The organism is Candidatus Poriferisodalis sp., assembly GCF_965208925.1.
In the GTDB taxonomy this organism is placed as follows: Bacteria; Actinomycetota; Acidimicrobiia; order Acidimicrobiales; family Poriferisodalaceae; genus Poriferisodalis.
This window is the reverse complement of record NZ_OZ242364.1, coordinates 2395243-2412552: the sequence shown is the minus strand read 5'-3', so window position 1 is coordinate 2412552 and position 17310 is coordinate 2395243. Positions and strand designations below refer to the sequence as shown.

General features: G+C 66.7%; 8 protein-coding genes. 5 read left to right on the top strand and 3 right to left on the bottom strand.

Translation table 11 applies throughout. The features are described from left to right. Positions 1 to 180 precede the first annotated feature (180 nt). The 3 genes from gltB to ACOGI5_RS10615 all read left to right on the top strand — a co-directional run bounded on the left by gltB (position 181) and on the right by ACOGI5_RS10615 (position 7850). Positions 181 to 4923: a glutamate synthase large subunit gene (gene gltB, locus ACOGI5_RS10625; RefSeq protein ID WP_419864393.1), complete on the top strand. Its 4743-nt coding sequence runs from the start codon at positions 181 to 183 to the stop codon at positions 4921 to 4923. A gap of 119 nt (positions 4924 to 5042) precedes the next feature. Then, on the top strand, positions 5043 to 6500 hold the full coding sequence (locus ACOGI5_RS10620) for a glutamate synthase subunit beta (RefSeq protein ID WP_419864392.1): 1458 nt from the start codon (positions 5043 to 5045) through the stop codon (positions 6498 to 6500). A gap of 12 nt (positions 6501 to 6512) precedes the next feature. After that, a complete protein-coding gene (locus tag ACOGI5_RS10615) occupies positions 6513 to 7850 on the top strand; it encodes a M20 family metallo-hydrolase (protein ID WP_419864391.1) in 1338 nt (445 codons plus the stop codon). Between the two features lie 6 nt (positions 7851 to 7856). On the opposite strand, the gene ACOGI5_RS10610 is transcribed toward ACOGI5_RS10615, so the two are convergent. Together ACOGI5_RS10610 and merB are read right to left on the bottom strand one after the other, a co-directional pair. Beyond that, positions 7857 to 8504, bottom strand: coding sequence for a hypothetical protein (locus ACOGI5_RS10610; protein WP_419864390.1), 648 nt, complete (start codon positions 8502 to 8504; stop codon positions 7857 to 7859). 6 nt (positions 8505 to 8510) lie between these two features. Beyond that, the gene (merB, locus tag ACOGI5_RS10605) at positions 8511 to 9002 is read right to left on the bottom strand and encodes an organomercurial lyase (RefSeq protein WP_419864389.1); all 492 of its coding nucleotides are present in this window, start codon (positions 9000 to 9002) and stop codon (positions 8511 to 8513) included. 172 nt (positions 9003 to 9174) lie between these two features. On the opposite strand from merB, the gene ACOGI5_RS10600 reads away from it, so the two are divergent. Both ACOGI5_RS10600 and ACOGI5_RS10595 read left to right on the top strand, forming a co-directional pair. Then, the gene (locus ACOGI5_RS10600; RefSeq protein WP_419864388.1) at positions 9175 to 15720 is read left to right on the top strand and encodes a cell wall-binding repeat-containing protein; all 6546 of its coding nucleotides are present in this window, start codon (positions 9175 to 9177) and stop codon (positions 15718 to 15720) included. 46 nt (positions 15721 to 15766) lie between these two features. Then, positions 15767 to 16531 carry a nitroreductase family protein gene (locus ACOGI5_RS10595; RefSeq protein WP_419864387.1) on the top strand — a complete coding sequence of 255 codons (765 nt, stop codon included), beginning with the start codon at positions 15767 to 15769 and terminating at the stop codon, positions 16529 to 16531. A 13-nt stretch (positions 16532 to 16544) separates the two neighbouring features. On the opposite strand, the gene ACOGI5_RS10590 is transcribed toward ACOGI5_RS10595, so the two are convergent. Continuing rightward, on the bottom strand, positions 16545 to 17201 hold the full coding sequence (locus ACOGI5_RS10590; protein WP_419864386.1) for a GOLPH3/VPS74 family protein: 657 nt from the start codon (positions 17199 to 17201) through the stop codon (positions 16545 to 16547). Positions 17202 to 17310: the final 109 nt, after the last annotated feature.

Genomic DNA, 17310 nt, shown 5'->3' with positions numbered 1-17310 from the left:
CCAGATATGCATCAATTTGCAAATTTATTCATCAACCGCGGCCGCCGTCGTGCACTGCCTCGGTACACTGCTTGTTCCCAGGGCCAACGACGTCCCTGCCGCCGCCGAGTTCCGACATCGGAACTCGCTTCGAATGTGCACCGGCCAAGCCGGCGCCGACAGCTCACCGGGACGTCGCCGATGCCCACTCATGACACTGCGGCCGCGCCAGGCGCCCACGATCGTCCTGCCGTGCGTACCGGCCCCCACGCCGGGCCGCCTGCTGCACAGGGCCTCTACGACCCGGCATTCGAGCATGACGCGTGCGGCGTGGGCTTCGTGGCCGACATGTCCGGAGTGCCGAGCCGTGCGGTCGTCGATCAGGCGCTGCAGTGCCTCGTCAACCTCGACCATCGCAGCGCGACGGGTGCCGAGGCCAACGTCGGTGACGGCATCGGCATCACCATCGGGGTGCCTGACCGGTTCCTGCGCGAGGTGTGCGACTTCGAGCTCCCGCCAGCCGGTCGCTATGCGGTCGGCACGGCGTTCCTGCCCCGCGCCGATCCCGACACTGCCGCTGCGTCGATCGAATCGATCATGGTGGACGAGGGGCTCGAGGTGCTCGGCTGGCGCGACGTCCCCACCGATCCCTCGTTGCTGGGCAAGTTCGCGACCGATCCCATGCCCGTGTTCCGGATGCTGTTCGTGGCCGCCCCGTCCCCCGAGGGCCGAGAGGCTGAGCCGAATGGCGAAGCCGTGGCCCGAGCGGCCCGTGAGCCCGTATCAGATGAGAATCGGGAACAAGAGCGGGAAGCAGACGGCCTTGAAGGACTGGCACTGGAGCGCCGCGTGTACGTCGCCCGCAAGCGCACCGAGCACGAGATCGATCCCGCGCCGTACTTCCCATCGCTGTCATGCCGGACGCTCATTTACAAGGGAATGCTGACCTGCAGCCAGTTCGCAGAGTTCTATCCCGACCTGGGTGACCCCCGCATGGAGTCGGCGCTCGCCCTGCTGCACTCGCGCTTCAGCACGAACACGTTCCCCTCCTGGCCGCTCGCACACCCGTATCGCATGCTCGCCCACAACGGCGAGATCAACACCGTCATGGGCAACCGCAACTGGATGCGTGCGCGCGAAGGCACGCTGTCGAGCCCCTTGTTCACCGACGCTGACGGGCGGAACCAGCTGGAGCGCACCTACCCGGTGTGCACGCCGGGCGCCTCGGACACCGCCAGCTTCGATGAGGTTCTCGAACTGCTCCATCTCGGCGGGCGGAGCCTCCCCCATGCCGTGCTGATGATGATCCCCGAGGCATGGGAGAACCATGCCCGCATGCCTCAGGACAAGCACGACTTCTACGAGTTCCATGCCTCGTTGATGGAGCCGTGGGACGGCCCGGCCAGCATCGCTTTCACCGACGGCACCGTCGTGGGCGCAGTGCTCGACCGCAACGGCCTGCGGCCTTCCCGTTACTGGGTCACCGCCGACGGTCTGGTCGTGATGGCGTCCGAGGTCGGCGTCGCGGACATCGACCAAAGCCGCATCATCCGCAAGGGTCGCCTGCAGCCGGGTCGCATGTTCCTGGTGGACACCTCGCAGGGCCGCATCGTGGGCGACGACGAGATCAAGCATGACCTCGTGAGCTCAGAACCGTATGGCGATTGGCTCGCCGATGGGCTTGCACACCTGGAGGACCTGCCGCCGCGCTTCAGCCTGACGCCTCAGCACTCCTCGGTGACGCTGCGCCAGCGCACTTTCGGCTACACCACCGAAGAACTGCGGATTCTGGTGGCGCCTATGGCCCGCACCGGCATCGAGCCGATCGGGTCGATGGGCACCGACACGCCGATCGCCGTGCTCTCGAAGCGGCCGAGACTGCTGTTCGACTACTTCAGCCAGCTGTTCGCGCAGGTCACCAATCCGCCGCTGGACGCGATCCGTGAGGAATTGGTGACATCCACCAAGGCCAAGATCGGCCCGGAAGGCAACCTGCTGGAGCCCGGCCCGGACTCGTGCCGCCAGATCGTGCTGCCCTACCCGATCCTGTCGAATGAAGATCTCGCGAAGATCCTGTACATCGACGAGGACCTGCGGACCGACGCGGTCTCGGGAGGCCCGCAGCACTACCGGCCATTCGCAGTCGACGGCCTGTACCCGGCCGAAGACGGCGGTGCAGGCATGGAGCGGGCAATCACCGAGGTGTGCGAGCAGGTCGACGAGGCCATCGCCGGCGGCTCCCGGATCATCATCCTCTCGGACCGCTACAGCGACGAACAGCACGCGCCGATTCCCTCGCTGCTGCTGACCGGTGCCGTGCATCACCACCTGGTGCGCAACAAGACCCGGACGATGGTGGGCCTGGTGACCGAGTGCGGCGATGCACGCGAGGTGCACCACATGGCCTTGCTGCTGGGCTACGGGGCGAGCGCCGTCAACCCATACCTGGCGTTCGAGTCGATCGATGACATGGTGCGCAGCAGCGTCATCACCGAAGTCGACGAGCGCACGGCAAAGCGCAACTACATCAAGGCGTGCACCAAGGGCGTGCTCAAGGTGATGTCCAAGATGGGCATCTCGACCGTGGCCAGCTACACCGGAGCGCAGGTGTTCGAGGCAGTGGGCCTCGGGGCGGACCTCATCGATCGCTACTTCAGCGGGACGACATCGAAGCTCGACGGCGTAGGCCTCGACGTGCTCGCCGCCGAGGTTGCCGAGCGCCACCAGTTCGCCTACCTCGACAATCCCACCGAGGCCGCACACCGCGATCTGTGGGCAGGCGGCGAGTACCAGTGGCGGCGCGAGGGCGAGTACCACCTGTTCAACCCCGAGACCGTCTACAAGCTGCAGCACTCCACGCGCGCCGGCCGCTATGAGATCTTCAAGGAGTACACGCAGCTGGTGGATGACCAGTCCACCGAGCTGGCGACGCTGCGGGGGCTGTTCGAGCTCCGTCCGGCGCCCGGCGGGCCGATCCCGATCGATGAGGTCGAACCGGTTGCCGAGATCGTGAAGCGATTCTCCACCGGAGCGATGAGCTACGGCTCGATCTCCGCGGAGGCACACGAGACGCTGGCGATCGCCATGAATCGCATCGGGGGCAAGTCCAACACCGGCGAGGGCGGCGAGGACCCGGAGCGCTATGTGCCGGACCCCAACGGAGACCTGCGGCGCTCTGCCATCAAGCAGGTGGCCTCAGGGCGCTTCGGTGTGACCTCGGAGTACCTCACCAACGCCGACGACTTGCAGATCAAGATGGCCCAAGGCGCCAAGCCAGGCGAAGGCGGGCAGCTGCCGGGGCCCAAGGTCTGGCCGTGGATCGCAAAGACCCGCCACTCGACGCCCGGTGTCGGGCTCATCAGCCCGCCGCCGCACCATGACATCTATTCGATCGAGGATCTCAAGCAGCTCATCCACGATCTCAAGAACTCCAACCCCGCAGCGCGCGTCCACGTCAAGCTGGTGGCCGAGGTGGGCGTGGGCACCGTCGCCGCCGGCGTGTCGAAGGCGAAGGCCGATGTGGTGCTGATCTCCGGCCACGACGGCGGCACTGGGGCGTCGCCGCTGACGTCGCTGAAGCATGCGGGTGCGCCGTGGGAGCTCGGCCTTGCTGAGACGCAGCAGACGCTGCTGCTGAACGGGCTGCGAGACCGCATCGTGGTGCAGACAGACGGACAGCTGAAGACCGGCCGCGACGTGATCGTGGCAGCCCTGCTGGGCGCAGAGGAATACGGCTTCGCCACGGCTCCGCTGGTGGTCTCGGGCTGCATCATGATGCGCGTCTGCCATCTCGACACCTGCCCCGTGGGCGTCGCCACCCAGAACCGCGAGCTGCGCAAGCGTTTCGGCGGCCGGCCCGAGTTCGTCGTGAACTACTTCGAGTACATCGCCCAGGAGGTCCGCGAGTACCTGGCGGTGCTGGGCTTCCGATCACTGCCGGAGGCCATCGGGCGGGTGGATCGGCTCGACACCACCGATGCAGTCGCCCACTGGAAAGCGCACGGGCTGAACCTGTCGCCGATCCTGGCGGAGCCCGAGACGCCGTGGCCGCAGGACCGCTACTGCTCCCAGAGCCAGGACCACGGCTTGGAGCGAGCCCTCGACCAGCAGCTCATCGAATTGGCGGCGCCGGCAGTCGAGCGCAGCGAGCTGGTGCGGGCCGAGCTGCCGATCAGCAACGTGAACCGGACTGTCGGCACGATGCTCGGCCACCGCATCACGGCCGCCCACGGCGGCGATGGCCTGCCCGATGACACGGTCGATTTCACGTTCAACGGATCCGCCGGGCAGAGCTTCGGCGCATTCGTGCCGCGCGGGCTGACGATGCGGCTCTATGGCGACGCCAACGACTACCTCGGCAAGGGGCTGTCGGGCGGTCGCCTGGTGGTACGACCGCTGCGTGACACACACCCGGATTTTGTGGCCGAGGACAACATCATCGCCGGGAACGTCATCCTGTACGGCGCCACCGGTGGTGAGGCGTACATCCGCGGCACCGTCGGCGAACGCTTCTGCGTGCGCAACTCCGGAGCGACCGCCGTCGTCGAGGGCGTGGGCGACCACGCGTGTGAGTACATGACGGGCGGCATGGTGGTGGTGCTCGGCGCCGTCGGCCGCAACTTCGGCGCGGGCATGTCAGGCGGGGTGGCATTCGTGTACGACCCCGACGACGTCTTCTGGCGGAACCTGAATGCCGAGATGGTCGACCTCGAGCCCCAGCTCGACGACGCCGACGCGGAAAGAGTGCGCACGGTGCTGCGCCAGCACCTCGCCGAGACCGATTCGGCTCCGGCCCAACGCATCCTGGGTCGCTGGCACCGCGAGGTGCGCAGCTTCCGCAAGGTGATGCCGAAGGACTACCGGCGCGTGCTCGAAGCGCGGGCAGCAGCGGCCGAGCTCGGCCACGACCCCGACGAGGCAGTCATGGCGGCTGCGCATGGCTGAGAACCGCGACCGCTGTCTGGGCGCAGCCGCCAGCAGGCCGACACAGGGGCTGCGCATGGCTAGGCAACCGCGCTCGCTGTCCCGGCGCAGCCGCCGGCACGCCAACACAGGGGCTGGCAATGGGTGATATCCGGGGATTCATGCGGCACGACCGGGAGCTGCCGACGCGGCGTCCGGTACCGGTGCGCCTGCGCGATTGGCGTGAGGTGTACGAGCCATTCGCCGACGAGGACTTGCGTGCCCAAGCCAGTCGCTGCATGGACTGCGGAGTGCCGTTCTGCAACTCGGGCTGCCCGCTGGGCAACATCATCCCGGACTGGAACGATCTCGTGTACCGAGATCGCTGGCGTGACGCCATCGAGCGACTGCACGCCACCAACAACTTCCCTGAGTTCACCGGCCGGCTGTGCCCGGCGCCCTGCGAGGGCGCGTGTGTGCTCGGCATCAACGCCGACCCGGTCACCATCAAGCAGGTCGAGGTCGCGATCATCGACAAGGCCTTCGAGATGGGTTGGGTCCGCCCCGAATTGCCCGCCGTGCGCACTGGCCGCAGTGTGGCAGTGGTGGGCTCGGGGCCGGCAGGACTGGCCGCGGCGCAGCAACTGACCCGTGCCGGTCATGACGTCACGGTGTTCGAGCGTGCCGATCGGCTCGGCGGCCTGCTCCGGTACGGCATCCCAGAGTTCAAGATGGAGAAGCGCCACATTGAGCGGCGGCTCGACCAGATGAGCGCCGAGGGCACGAAGTTTCGCACCGGCGTCGAGGTCGGCGTGGACATCGGTGTGGCGGATCTGCAGGCGAGTTTCGACGCGCTGGTGCTGGCCGGCGGGGCCACCCAGTGGCGTGACCTGCCGATCACCGGTCGAGAGCTCGACGGCATCCACCAGGCGATGGAGTACCTGCCGTGGGCCAACAAGGCTCAAGAAGGAGACCTCGATCCGGCCGACGTGCCGATCAGTGCTGCAGGCAAGCGAGTGGTGATCATCGGCGGCGGCGATACCGGCGCCGACTGCCTGGGCACTGCACATCGCCAGGGTGCTGCGTCGGTGCACCAATTCGAGATCTTGCCTCGGCCGCCCGACGAGCGGTCGTCGGGCAACCCGTGGCCGACCTATCCGATGGTGTACCGGGTCTCCTCGGCCCATGAGGAAGGCGGCGACCGCGTCTACTCGGTGAACACGGAGGAGTTCTTGAGCGACGGCGCAGGTTCGGTGCGGGCTTTGCGAGCGCACGAGGTCGTGTTCAGCGACGGCCGGTTCGCCAAGGTGGACGGCACCGACTTCGAGCTCGAATGCGAGCTGGTGCTGCTGGCCATGGGTTTCCTCGGGCCGCAGCAGGAGGGCTTGCTGGCTCAGCTCGGCGTGGAGACCGACGCGCGCTCCAACGTCGTGCGCGACGACGAGTACCGTACGAGCGTCGATGGTGTGTGGGTGTGCGGTGACATGGGCCGCGGGCAGAGCCTGATCGTGTGGGCCATCGCCGAAGGTCGAGCGTGCGCCGCGGCAGTCGACGAGGCCCTCATGGGTCATACGGCGCTCCCGTACCCGATTCCCCCTTCCGCACGCCCGCTCGACTGAGCGACGGAGGAGATGGCGGTGAGCACGAGCCCGTACCCGGTGAGCGGCGAGCGTCTGTGGGAGACGCTCCATGCCCTGGCAGAGATCGGCGCAACGGCCGCCGGGGGTGTCGCCCGGGTGGCGCTGACCGACGAGGACCGGGCGGGGCGCGACCAGTTCGTGGCGTGGGTGCAGGAGCTGGGCTGCACCGTCCACGTCGACCAGATGGGCAATCTGTTCGCACGCCGTGAGGGCACCGATCCGCTGCGGGCGCCTGTGGTGGTCGGCAGCCATCTCGACAGCCAGCCCACGGGCGGGAAGTACGACGGCGCCTACGGCGTGATGGTGGGCCTCGAGGTGCTGCGGGTGCTCCACGACCATGACGTCAGCACTGCGGCGCCGATCGAGGTCGTGTCATGGACCAATGAGGAGGGAGCGCGCTTCCCACCGGCGATGATCGGCTCCGGCGTCTTTGCCGGGGCGTTCAGCCTGGACGAGGGGCTTGCGGCACCAGGGGTGGACGGCACCACGCTCGGCGGCGAGCTGGCGCGCATCGGCTATGCGGGCGACGAGCCGTGCGGCGCCCCTGACGGAGCAGGCCGCCGGTCGATCGGGCACTACATCGAGCCCCATATCGAGCAGGGCCCGATCCTGGAGGCCGCGGACGTGACGCTCGGCGCAGTGACCGGGGTCCAGGGCATTCGCTGGTACGACGTTGTGATCGACGGGCAGTCGGCGCACGCTGGCAGTACGCCGATGGAACACCGCGCCGATGCGATGGTGGCCGCTGCGCGGTTGATATGCGAGGCCGACGAGATCGCGGCTCGCCGGGCACCGGAGGGCCGCGCCACAGTCGGCACGCTCACGGTGGGCACCGGTTCGCGCAACACCGTGGCTGGTTCGGTATCGCTGACCGTTGATGTGCGCCATCCGGATGCCGCAGAGCTGGAGACCATGCACGACGAGCTGCTGGCGTTCGCCGAGAGTCCTGCATTCGGCCCGCAGCCCAGCGCCGCATCGAGCGGCGTCAACCAGCCCAGCGCCGCATCGAGCGGCGTCAACCAGCCCAGCGCCCGTTCGCTCCCGCGCCCGCAGATCACGCCGATCTGGTACTCGCCGCCGATCGTGTTCGATCCCGCCGTGGTCGACGCGGTGCGGGAAGGTGCCGTCGCGGCGGGCTTCGAGCCGGTCGACATCACCTCGGGAGCCGGTCACGACGCTTGCTACATATCCACGGTTGCGCCTGCCGGGATGCTGTTCATTCCGTGCGCCGACGGCCTGTCGCACAACGAAGCCGAATCGATCCTCCCTGAGCACGCAACAGCGGGTGCCCAGGCGACGTTGAACGCAGTGCTCTTGCTGGCGGGCTGACGCCGCTCAGGTCAGCTCAGCCAACGCCTGGCACTTGAGGATCGCTCGGGCGGACTGCTCCATGGCCGTCCACGCGGGCTGATCGGCCACCTCGCCCTGCCAGCCCATCTGTGCCAGGCGATGGGTGAGCCGCACATCGCCGGCGCCCACATCGGCCCGGGCGAGCCAGCCGGTGGCAGCCTGGACGTCGCGTACCGCTGACCTTCGGGTCTCGATCCACAGCTGCTGGTCGAGATCAGGCAGCGGCTCGGCGGGAATGGCCACGATCATTGCCCTGGCGGTGTTGCGCCAGTGGCGGGCGATCTCCGCCGGCACCGCTGCGGGCCATTCCCCGAAGAGCTGCCGCTCAACACTGCGGTCGTCGGGCGACGCGTCATGGACCACGCTGATGTCGACGTTGCTCAGTGCTACCGCCGCTGCGGTGGTGGCCCTGACGTCGGGGCGCGGTGGTGCCAGCCGCTCTCGCAACTCGCCAAAGGCCGCTGCACCGTCGGGACCCGTCGCCCAGGTAATGAAGTCGCTGCGGGCCCGCGCCCGGAACATCGGCGACGAGAACGTGTCGGCCCACCACTCCACCGGTCGCAGCAGGTGCGCCGTGCGGGGGTCGTACTCCTCCCAGTCGCGGGCGTGCTCTTCCGACCGGAAGAGATTCATGCCCGCTCAGCGGAATGGCCGGCTTGCGGCATCGCCGCCGACCATGCTGCGGGTGTAGCCGACCATGGTCGGCGGGTCGACGGACAGGATCTCCTCGTCGCGCATCTCGATCCGCAGCGGTTCGCCGCCCAGCAGGCACGGCGCATCCACGGTGACCGTGCAGCCCGGAAACAGCCAGCGACACGCCAACGCTTCGAAACCGCATTGGGCAAACCAGCGCTGTTCGCCGTCCACGCTCACCCGGTACTGGGTGGGCTGGTTGTTGAACGGCGGGAACGACGCAATCCAGTCGGTGCCGGGGTGCATCCAGCCGGGCGTGAGGTCGATGACTCGCGTGATCAGCGCTTTGGCGCGCCGCGGTTCGACGCCCACCGTGCGGGCCAACTCGGCGTAATGGGGTGCAACACCGGTCGAGACGATCTCATCCATGATCGCCGCATAGGCGGCGTCGAGTTCTGCCAGCGGAATCTGCTCTGGCTCAATCGCGTCTGCCGCCATATTGCGACTCTACGGCGCGGCCTCCGAATGGGCCGACCTATCAGCATCTCGTTCTCAGTGCCATCAGAAATCTTGATGGTGAGCATCCTCATAGTCACAACTATTTTACGGTACTCCTGTTTGGTCGCATGCCGTCGGCGACGGCTCACTTCGCTGATTTCAGGAGGGCTCGGTGCCCGTTGCGACTTCACAGCACTCGATCTCTCGCGGCGGGCATCGCAGCGCGTCGCGATGGACGGTCGTGCGCCGACAGCGCCGGCGTGCCGCAGCGTTCTGTGCAGTCGTCGTCGCTGCAGCCTCGTTGGCGGTTATCTCACCCCCCGCCGCTGAGCCCGCAGCGGCGCTGAAAGCGCCCCCGCTCGACGCCACCTGCAGCGAGCTCAATGCCATGGTCGGGCACCCGACCAGGACCTACATCGTCCGCCAGGGCATCCGGTTCCTCTCGGACTCCGCCGCCGACGTCGGACCCGGATCGGACGACACGTATGGCAGCGGGGAGACCGTCCGCATCCAGGTGACGCTCAGCCTGAATGCGAGCTGGGGCCGCCGTGACGATCTCTACGCCAGCGCTGAAGAACTGCACATCACATTCATGCTCGGCAGCACCCCCAAGGAAGCCGTCGCAACCCCCGCCGAGGGCCGAGGCTCGAACCTCCTGACGTTCGAGTACACGCTCGACCCAAGCGATGGGAACCACAGCGCCCGCGACGTGTGGATCCCGGAGAATTCGGTCGTCGCCAACGACTTCGCCAAGTCGTTCGGCAGGGACGCCCCCTACGACGACGGTGCAGCGCATCAGTTCATCAGCGGCCCGTGCGGCGGCGCGCAGGTGGAGCACCCAGCGGTGTTCCACCCTCAAACGCCTGGCTCGCCGACGATTGTCAGCCGCCCCAGGATCATGAGCGAGCCGCACAGCGGCGACACCTACTACGAGGGCGAGAAGATCTGGGTCCGGGTGGAGTACAGCGAGCCGGTGACGGTGACAGGTACGCCGGTGATCAAGCTGCGGTTCGGAAGCGACACCGACACAAACCCGAGCTACCGGCACGCTCGCTACGTCTCGGATTCCGCCAGCGACCCGCCCAATGACCCTCGGCGCCGATCCAGCATGCATCGCTTGCTGTTCGAGTACGTCGTCCAGAGCGGCGACAACGACTCTGACGGCTTCAGCATCGACTGGGGCCAGCTGAGCGGCGGCTCGATCGTCGCGATGGACAACGGCGTGGCCGCGACGCGCAATCACGACGGCTTGGCGGCCCGAGTCGAGGCCGAGGCCCGAGGCGGCGGCGACCCCACGGTTGCGAAACACCTTGTTGACGGAAGTCGAGGTCTCAAGACGTCACCGGAGCTGCACGACACCGGCGATCCTGCCGTCATCCAGAGCTACGCGACGCGCGTCGTCAGCGAGCCTCGCAGCGGAGCAACGTTGCACGACGGCGAGTACGTCGTGGTGAGGGCCGATTTCAACGAATCGGTCGTGGTCTCCGACACCCGCCTGGAACTCCCTATCGAGCTCTTCAATTGTCACGACGCCGACTTCAATCACCGAAGCCAGCTGTCTGGCACCGACCTCGACAGCTACGACGCTGAGCTTGCCGAGCTCGGATGCTGGGATGACAGCACTGACACGAAGCTCAATCCGACGCGCAGGTATGCGAAGTACTTCTCGGGTTCAGGCAGCAGCCGGCTGCTCTTCGCCTATCAGATCACCTCGCTGGACGAAGACCGCGACGGCATCGTCGTGCCGGACGACAGCGAGCTCACCTACGACGGCGGCACACAGATCACCTCGTCCATCCAAGACAGCATCATCAGTGCCCACGACGGCGGGTCGCTCCATGTCGGCTATTCGGATGTCTTCAAGAAACCGCTGAAGTACCAGCGCGCAGACGGCCAAGCCGTCGAAGGCCCGCCGATCATCACTGCGCTCACGATCACGAGCGATCCGAACAGCGGAGACAACGACCCCCTCGACTACTACGAGCATCAGGACACCGTCGAGATCCAGGTGACGTTCAACCAAGGCGTGGTGGTCACCGGAACGCCGCTGTTGGCGCTCAACATCGGCGGGGTGCTCAAGAACGCCGAGTACTCCTCGGGCGATGGCACCACATCGCTCCTGTTCCGGTACACGGTGGAAGCCGGCGACGAGGACGCCGTCGGCATCGGCATCAATCGTGACAGCCTGACGCTCGGAAACGGCACGCTCACAGCGCTCGATGACGGCGAAGGTGCATCGTTGGATCATCATCCGCTTTCCCGCCAGCGCGGGCACAAGGTGGACGCCGCAGTTCCGACCATCACCGGGCTGCGTATCGCCAGCTCGCCGCCGAATGGCGGCACGCACTACGGCGTCGGTTTGGCCATCGACATCGAGGTCAGCTACGACGAGGCCGTGACGGTGTCAGGAACTCCGAGCTTCGACTTCGAGGTCGGCACTGTCACCAAGACCGCGTACTACGACCAGACCGAGAGCGACGCAGACAGCAACGGCCGCACCATTGTCTTCCGCTACACCGTCCAGGACGGGGACGAAGATGCCGACGGCATCGCGGCGCCCGACCCCGAGATCGTGGGCGGCACGATCACCGATGCCAGGCAGAACGCGAATCCGCTCCCTGCCGACCGGGACCACCCACCACTCGGAACCCAGCCAGCGCACAGGGTCGAGACCGATCCACCCGAGGTCGATTCCGCAGCCGGTTCGGTCGCGATCACGTCTCAGGGCACCGGCACCGGGGGCGAGTACGTCGTCGATGACCTGATCGATGTGACGGTGACCTTCGACGAGATTGTCTATGTCGATGAGACAGGCGGAACCCCCCACATCGGCATCGACATCGGCGGCACCACGCAGCAGGCGAGCTACGTGCGCGGCAGCGGCGCCGGCAACCGCAAGCTGGTGTTCTCCTACGAGGTCCCCGAAGGCCTCATCGACACCGACGGCATCGAGGTGGTCGAGAACTCCCTGGCCTTCAACAACGGCGACATCACCGACCGCGCCGGCAACCGGGCGATCCTCGACCACGAGGCCGCCGATGGCGTCATCGGCGACACCAACACCCACACCGTGGACTCGATCGTGCCCACGATCACCGGCGGACCGCGGATCTCGAGCTGCCCGCCGAACTGCGCACCCCCGGAAAGCAACGACACCTACGGTCTCGGCGACATCATCATGTTCGAGGTCGACTTCAGCGAGGACGTGGAAGTGCAGGGCGTCCCAGTGCTGCGATTCCAGATCGGCGACGACGCCGTCACGCCCGCGAACAACCACCGAAACGCCCGACTGACGGGTTCATCCGCTGGTTGCACCGAGGCGGATACTGGCACCTGCACCCTGACGTTCAGCTACACCGTGGGCTCGAACGACGATGACAACGACGGCATCAGCGTCGATCTCGATGCCACCCTCTCTCCGCCGGAGACCACCGCCGTCAGCGGCACGATCTCCGACCGCACCGGCAACCGGGCCAATCTGACCCACGACGCGCTGCCCGACGACAGCGACCACAAGGTCGACGCTCAGCCACCGCGCGTCAGCACGATCGAGATCACCTCCACCGCTTCACGGCACAACAGCACGTACCGATCTGGCGACACCATCACGATCGACGTCACATTCGACGATCCGATCAAGCTGACGCTCGACGACGGCGACGCCGACACCGACGACAACCCGCAGATCGCCCTGCGGATGGGTTCGGGCGCCAAGTACGCCGACTACGTGTCGCACCAGGAAACCGACAGCAACGGCGTCGGCGTCGTGACGTTCAGCTACGACGTGGAGGGCGACGACCTGGACATGGACGGCATCGGCATTGGGGCCAATGCCGTGCGGCTGGGGGATGCGACGCTGACCGATCCCCAGGGCCAGACCGCGACGCTCGCCAACATGTCAATCGACGATTCGATGGACCACAAGGTGGATGGCGTCGCCCCGACCGTGACCGGAGTCGGAGTCTCAAGCGAGCCGCCCCGCACGGAAAGCCCGTACCTCAACGACAAGTACGGCGTCTACGACTCGACATCGAACGACCTCCCGATCCTGGTCAAGGTCACGTTCAGCGAAGCCGTGAAACTGTCCACTGGTTCCAGCATCGATGTGACGATCGGGACCACCGACCGATCAGCGATCTGGGTCGAACCCGACGGCTACAGCACCACCGCGGGCACTCGCGAAGCCATCTTCAGATACGAGGTCGCGAGTTCTGACACCGACGACACCGACGGCATCGACATCGTCGAGAACAGTCTGAGCGGCACAATCACCGACCTCGTCGACAACAGCGCGAACTTGACCCACGGCGCGCAGAACAGCTTGGCCGATCACAAGGTCGACACGACCGCGCCCTCGGTGACGGAGGTCTCGATCACCTCTCCCTCCCCTGACGGCAACCTGGAATACGACAACACCTACGCCCGGGGCGACACCATCATGGTGACGGTCACGTTCTCCGAGAAGGTGGCGGTGAACGGCGATGGCACTCCCAAGCTCAAGCTGAATATCGGCGGCGGAACGTCCGAGGAGGCCGCGTTCCAGCCCGGTGACGGCAGCACGAACGGCGACAACACGACGAAGCTGATGTTCACCTACGTCGTGGCGGCTGGCGACGAGGACACCGACGGCATCAGCATCGACGCGGACAGCATCGAGCTGAACGGCAGCACCATCACCGATCTGGCCGGCAACGACGCTGCGTTGACGCACGATGCCGTCCCTGATGACGGCGACCACAAAGTGGACGGGGATCTCAGTCCTCGCGGCCCGTACGCCACTTCGATCTCGATGTACGACGGCCCTGACAAGCTCGGCACCTATCGCGCCGGCGAGCACATCTTCTTCGATGTGACCTTCAGCGAGCCGGTCACCGTCGGCGGCACGCCGATGCTGCCGATCATCGTCGGCAATCAGAAGGAAGCCGGCTACCACTCCAAGCCCAGCAGCACGACGCTGCGGTTCCGGTACACGGTGCAAGCGGGAGACCTCGACGACGACGGCGTCAGCGCCGCTGCGGTCAGCATTGACCTGGACGGCGGGACCATTCGGGCCACCGCGGGCAGTGCCGACGCCCTCCTCGGCGTGCCTGAGCTCGCCGACCAGCCGGGGCACGAGGTGGATGGCGTGGCACCGAGCGTGGCCGGCACCCCGCGCATCACCAGCGACCCGACGCTCAACGACGACGACCCGCCCAACACTTACGAGAAGGACGATGTCATCGAAGTGACGGTTGAGTTCGATGAGGGCGTCATCGTCAGCGGCACCCCGTACATCAACATCGTCTTGAAGACAGGCACCATGCGGGCCGATCAGTCCGGACCCGCGATGATCGATCCAGGCACGGGCACCACCACGCTGACGTTCAGCTACACGGTGAGCGGCGGCGACAAGGACATCGACGGCGTCAGCATTCTTGCCGATCAGCTGCATGGCACCATCACCGACCCGGTCGGCAACGCAGCCAACCGCTCGCACGATCCGGTGTTGGACGACGCCGGTCACCTGGTCGACGGCGGCAACTGGCCCGGGCACGGCAAGCCCTCCGGCACCAGCAGCTCCGGCGGGGGCACTACCGGCAACCAGGGTCGCAATCCGGTCGAACGCGAGAACCACGGCGATGACAATTGGGGGGTCCGCGTCGAGCGCATCGGCGGTGTCGATCGCTTCGAGACCGCCAAGCTGATCGCCGAGCGCTACGTCCGCGAGGTCGCACAGGACACCTCACTCCCCCCTGACATGCGCAAGGTCGATACGGTCATCATCGCCTCGGGACGGGCGTTCCCCGACGCGCTGTCGGCATCGTCGCTCGCCGGCTCGATACTCAGCCCGATTGCGCTCTCAGGGCCTGCCCTCGCCGGCACCCACCAAGCCCCGCTGCTGCTGGTCGAACCACGCGAGCTGACCCGCTTCACGAGGGAGTTCCTGACCGAGAACGAGATCGAGCAGGTGTACATCGTGGGCGGGCCTGCAGCCGTCAGCAATGGGGTCGAGGATGAGATCGCGGCCCTGCCGTCGGTGACCAGCGTCACGCGCTTCGGCGGTGCCGATCGCTACGACACCTCAGTGTCCATCTCGTCAGAGGTGATCGCCATGATGGGCAGTGCTGCAGAATTCTGCGGCACGTCGCTGCGCACCGCCCTGCTGGCCACCGGCACTGATTTTGCAGATGCGCTGGCACTGGCACCGATCGCCGCCAAGGGCCCCCACCCGCTGCTGCTCACCCGCCCCGATGAACTGCCTGCCAGCGTACGGAGTTACCTCGAGGCGGCGAGTGCCGCGCGCAGCATCGAGCAGATCATCATCGCCGGCGGCCCCAACGCTGTGTCCGACGACGTCATCGACGAGCTGACCGCGATGGGCTTCAGCGTCGTCCGCATCGGCGGGGTGGATCGCTACGACACCTCGGTGCGCATCGCCAAGTACGCGCTTCGCGCCGCGGTCAGCGGGCATGGTGCCTGCCTGGACAACAACCGCGTCGGCCTGGCAACCGGCGAGGTCTACGCGGACGGACTGGCGGGAGGACCGCTGCTGGCGTTGCTCAACGGCGCCGGTGTCTTGCTCGAACCCGACGCGCTCCCCCGCGTGGTCAGATCCTTCCTGGCGTGGTACCGCCTCGACCACCAGGACTTGACTCTCACGGTGTTCGGCGGCCGCGCAGCACTCTCCTACGGCGTCATCAGGCTGGCCAAAGAAGCTGCGGAGCGAGGCCTGCCGTAGCTCACGAACGGGCTCGCCAGGCACAAGCCACCAGTAGCTTGCACCCATGGCGTCGCACGTGCCTGGCAACAACGATCTGACGGCCTCGCGCTTCGATGCGCTGATGGACGTGCTCCGGCTGCGGCGATCGGTGCGCAGCTTCGAACCACCGCCTGAGCCGTTGCCCACCGAGGTGCTGCGCGGCATCTGCGAGGCCGGACGGTGGGCGCCGTCGGGGGCGAACACGCAGCCATGGCACTTCGTGATCGCAGCGGAGCGAGCCGACGTGCTGGCCGTCTCCGATGTGTTCGTGCGCCAGGCCGATCGGCTGGTGGAGCACTGCCGGGGATTCCCGCACGTTCACAAGAAGCACTGGCTGCACAATTCACTGGCCATCGTGCTGCTGTTCTGTGATCCCCGCTGGGTCGACTCGTACCCGGTCAGCGACCACGACGGCTGGAGCGACGAGTACGCCGCCAACAACGAGAAGATCCTGCTCGCATCCGTCGGCGCCGCCGCGCAGAACATGCACCTGGCGGCTGCCGCGTACGGCTTGACAACCGCGTGGCTGAGCGGCGGCGGCGAGGAAACTACGGCTCGGGAACTGCGTGAACTGCTGGGCGTGCCTCAGCCGCTGGTGCCGATCGCCACCATCCCGATCGGCTGGCCGCACCGCCGTGCCGAGTCCCGCTATCGCCATCCGCTTGACCAGCTCATCCACTGGGGACGTTGGGACCCGCAGCGCACGCCGGACGACGATGCTGTGCAGACCTACGTCAGCGGTGTCCGGCGACAGGCCATGTACCGCGGGAGCGAAACCCTCGAAGACTGAGCGGCTCAGCCTCTCACAGCATGAAGCGGCTGACCGTGGAGCTGGCCAACCACATCTCGATGTCGCGAATTGCCTGCGTCATGGCTTGCCCGATCAGGTCCAGCTTGCGCACCTGCTCGATGCGCGGCGCAGCCTGCTCCAACTCCGACTTGGACAGCAGCTCGCCGAAGATGCCGCACGCATCCACCAACGCGATGATCACGACGTCACGCGGGCTCGGGATCTCGTCACTGAACAGCACGCCCATGATGCGCAACTTGACCTCGCGCTCAGCCTTGCCGTCGACCATCGGGTAGCGGCGAGATCGGAACACCCACAGGTGGCGATCGTCCTTGCGTTCGAGAATGCCCCGGTCGACGAGACGGGCGAATGCCTCCTCGCGGATGCCCTCTGCTCGCGAGGCCACAAACTCCACCCAATAACGCGAATCGCTCTCGGCCTGCTGAGCGGCGATGTGAGCCAGCGTGGGATCCAGCAGGCCGTCGCCGATCGGTGTCGAGTCGATCAGCATGAGCTTCTCGAGATCGGTGTCGATCCGGTTCTCCATAGCCAGATCCATGAGCACCGAGCCCGCAATCACCCGGTCGAGCGTGCGCTCGGGCACGTGGATCAGCTTGCCGTCGTCGTCTCGCAGCAGCAGGAGCAGAATTTCCTCGGCGAATCTCAGCATGGTCCCGATCCAACTCCTGTCATATCGGCTGCGCGATGGCGCACGAAGCGGCCGCGGCATCGCAGCGTAGTTGGCCGACGGCGCAATCCGGTTTCCATCGCACGCATTT

Bases quoted from the DNA above. Each gene is read 5' to 3' on its own strand.
- gltB (WP_419864393.1), top strand. From the start codon at position 181: ATGCCCACTCATGACACTGCGGCCGCGCCAGGCGCCCACGATCGTCCT.
- ACOGI5_RS10620 (WP_419864392.1), top strand. From the start codon at position 5,043: ATGGGTGATATCCGGGGATTCATGCGGCACGACCGGGAGCTGCCGACG.
- ACOGI5_RS10615 (WP_419864391.1), top strand. From the start codon at position 6,513: ATGGCGGTGAGCACGAGCCCGTACCCGGTGAGCGGCGAGCGTCTGTGG.
- ACOGI5_RS10610 (WP_419864390.1), bottom strand. From the start codon at position 8,504: ATGAATCTCTTCCGGTCGGAAGAGCACGCCCGCGACTGGGAGGAGTAC.
- merB (WP_419864389.1), bottom strand. From the start codon at position 9,002: ATGGCGGCAGACGCGATTGAGCCAGAGCAGATTCCGCTGGCAGAACTC.
- ACOGI5_RS10595 (WP_419864387.1), top strand. From the start codon at position 15,767: ATGGCGTCGCACGTGCCTGGCAACAACGATCTGACGGCCTCGCGCTTC.
- ACOGI5_RS10590 (WP_419864386.1), bottom strand. From the start codon at position 17,201: ATGCTGAGATTCGCCGAGGAAATTCTGCTCCTGCTGCTGCGAGACGAC.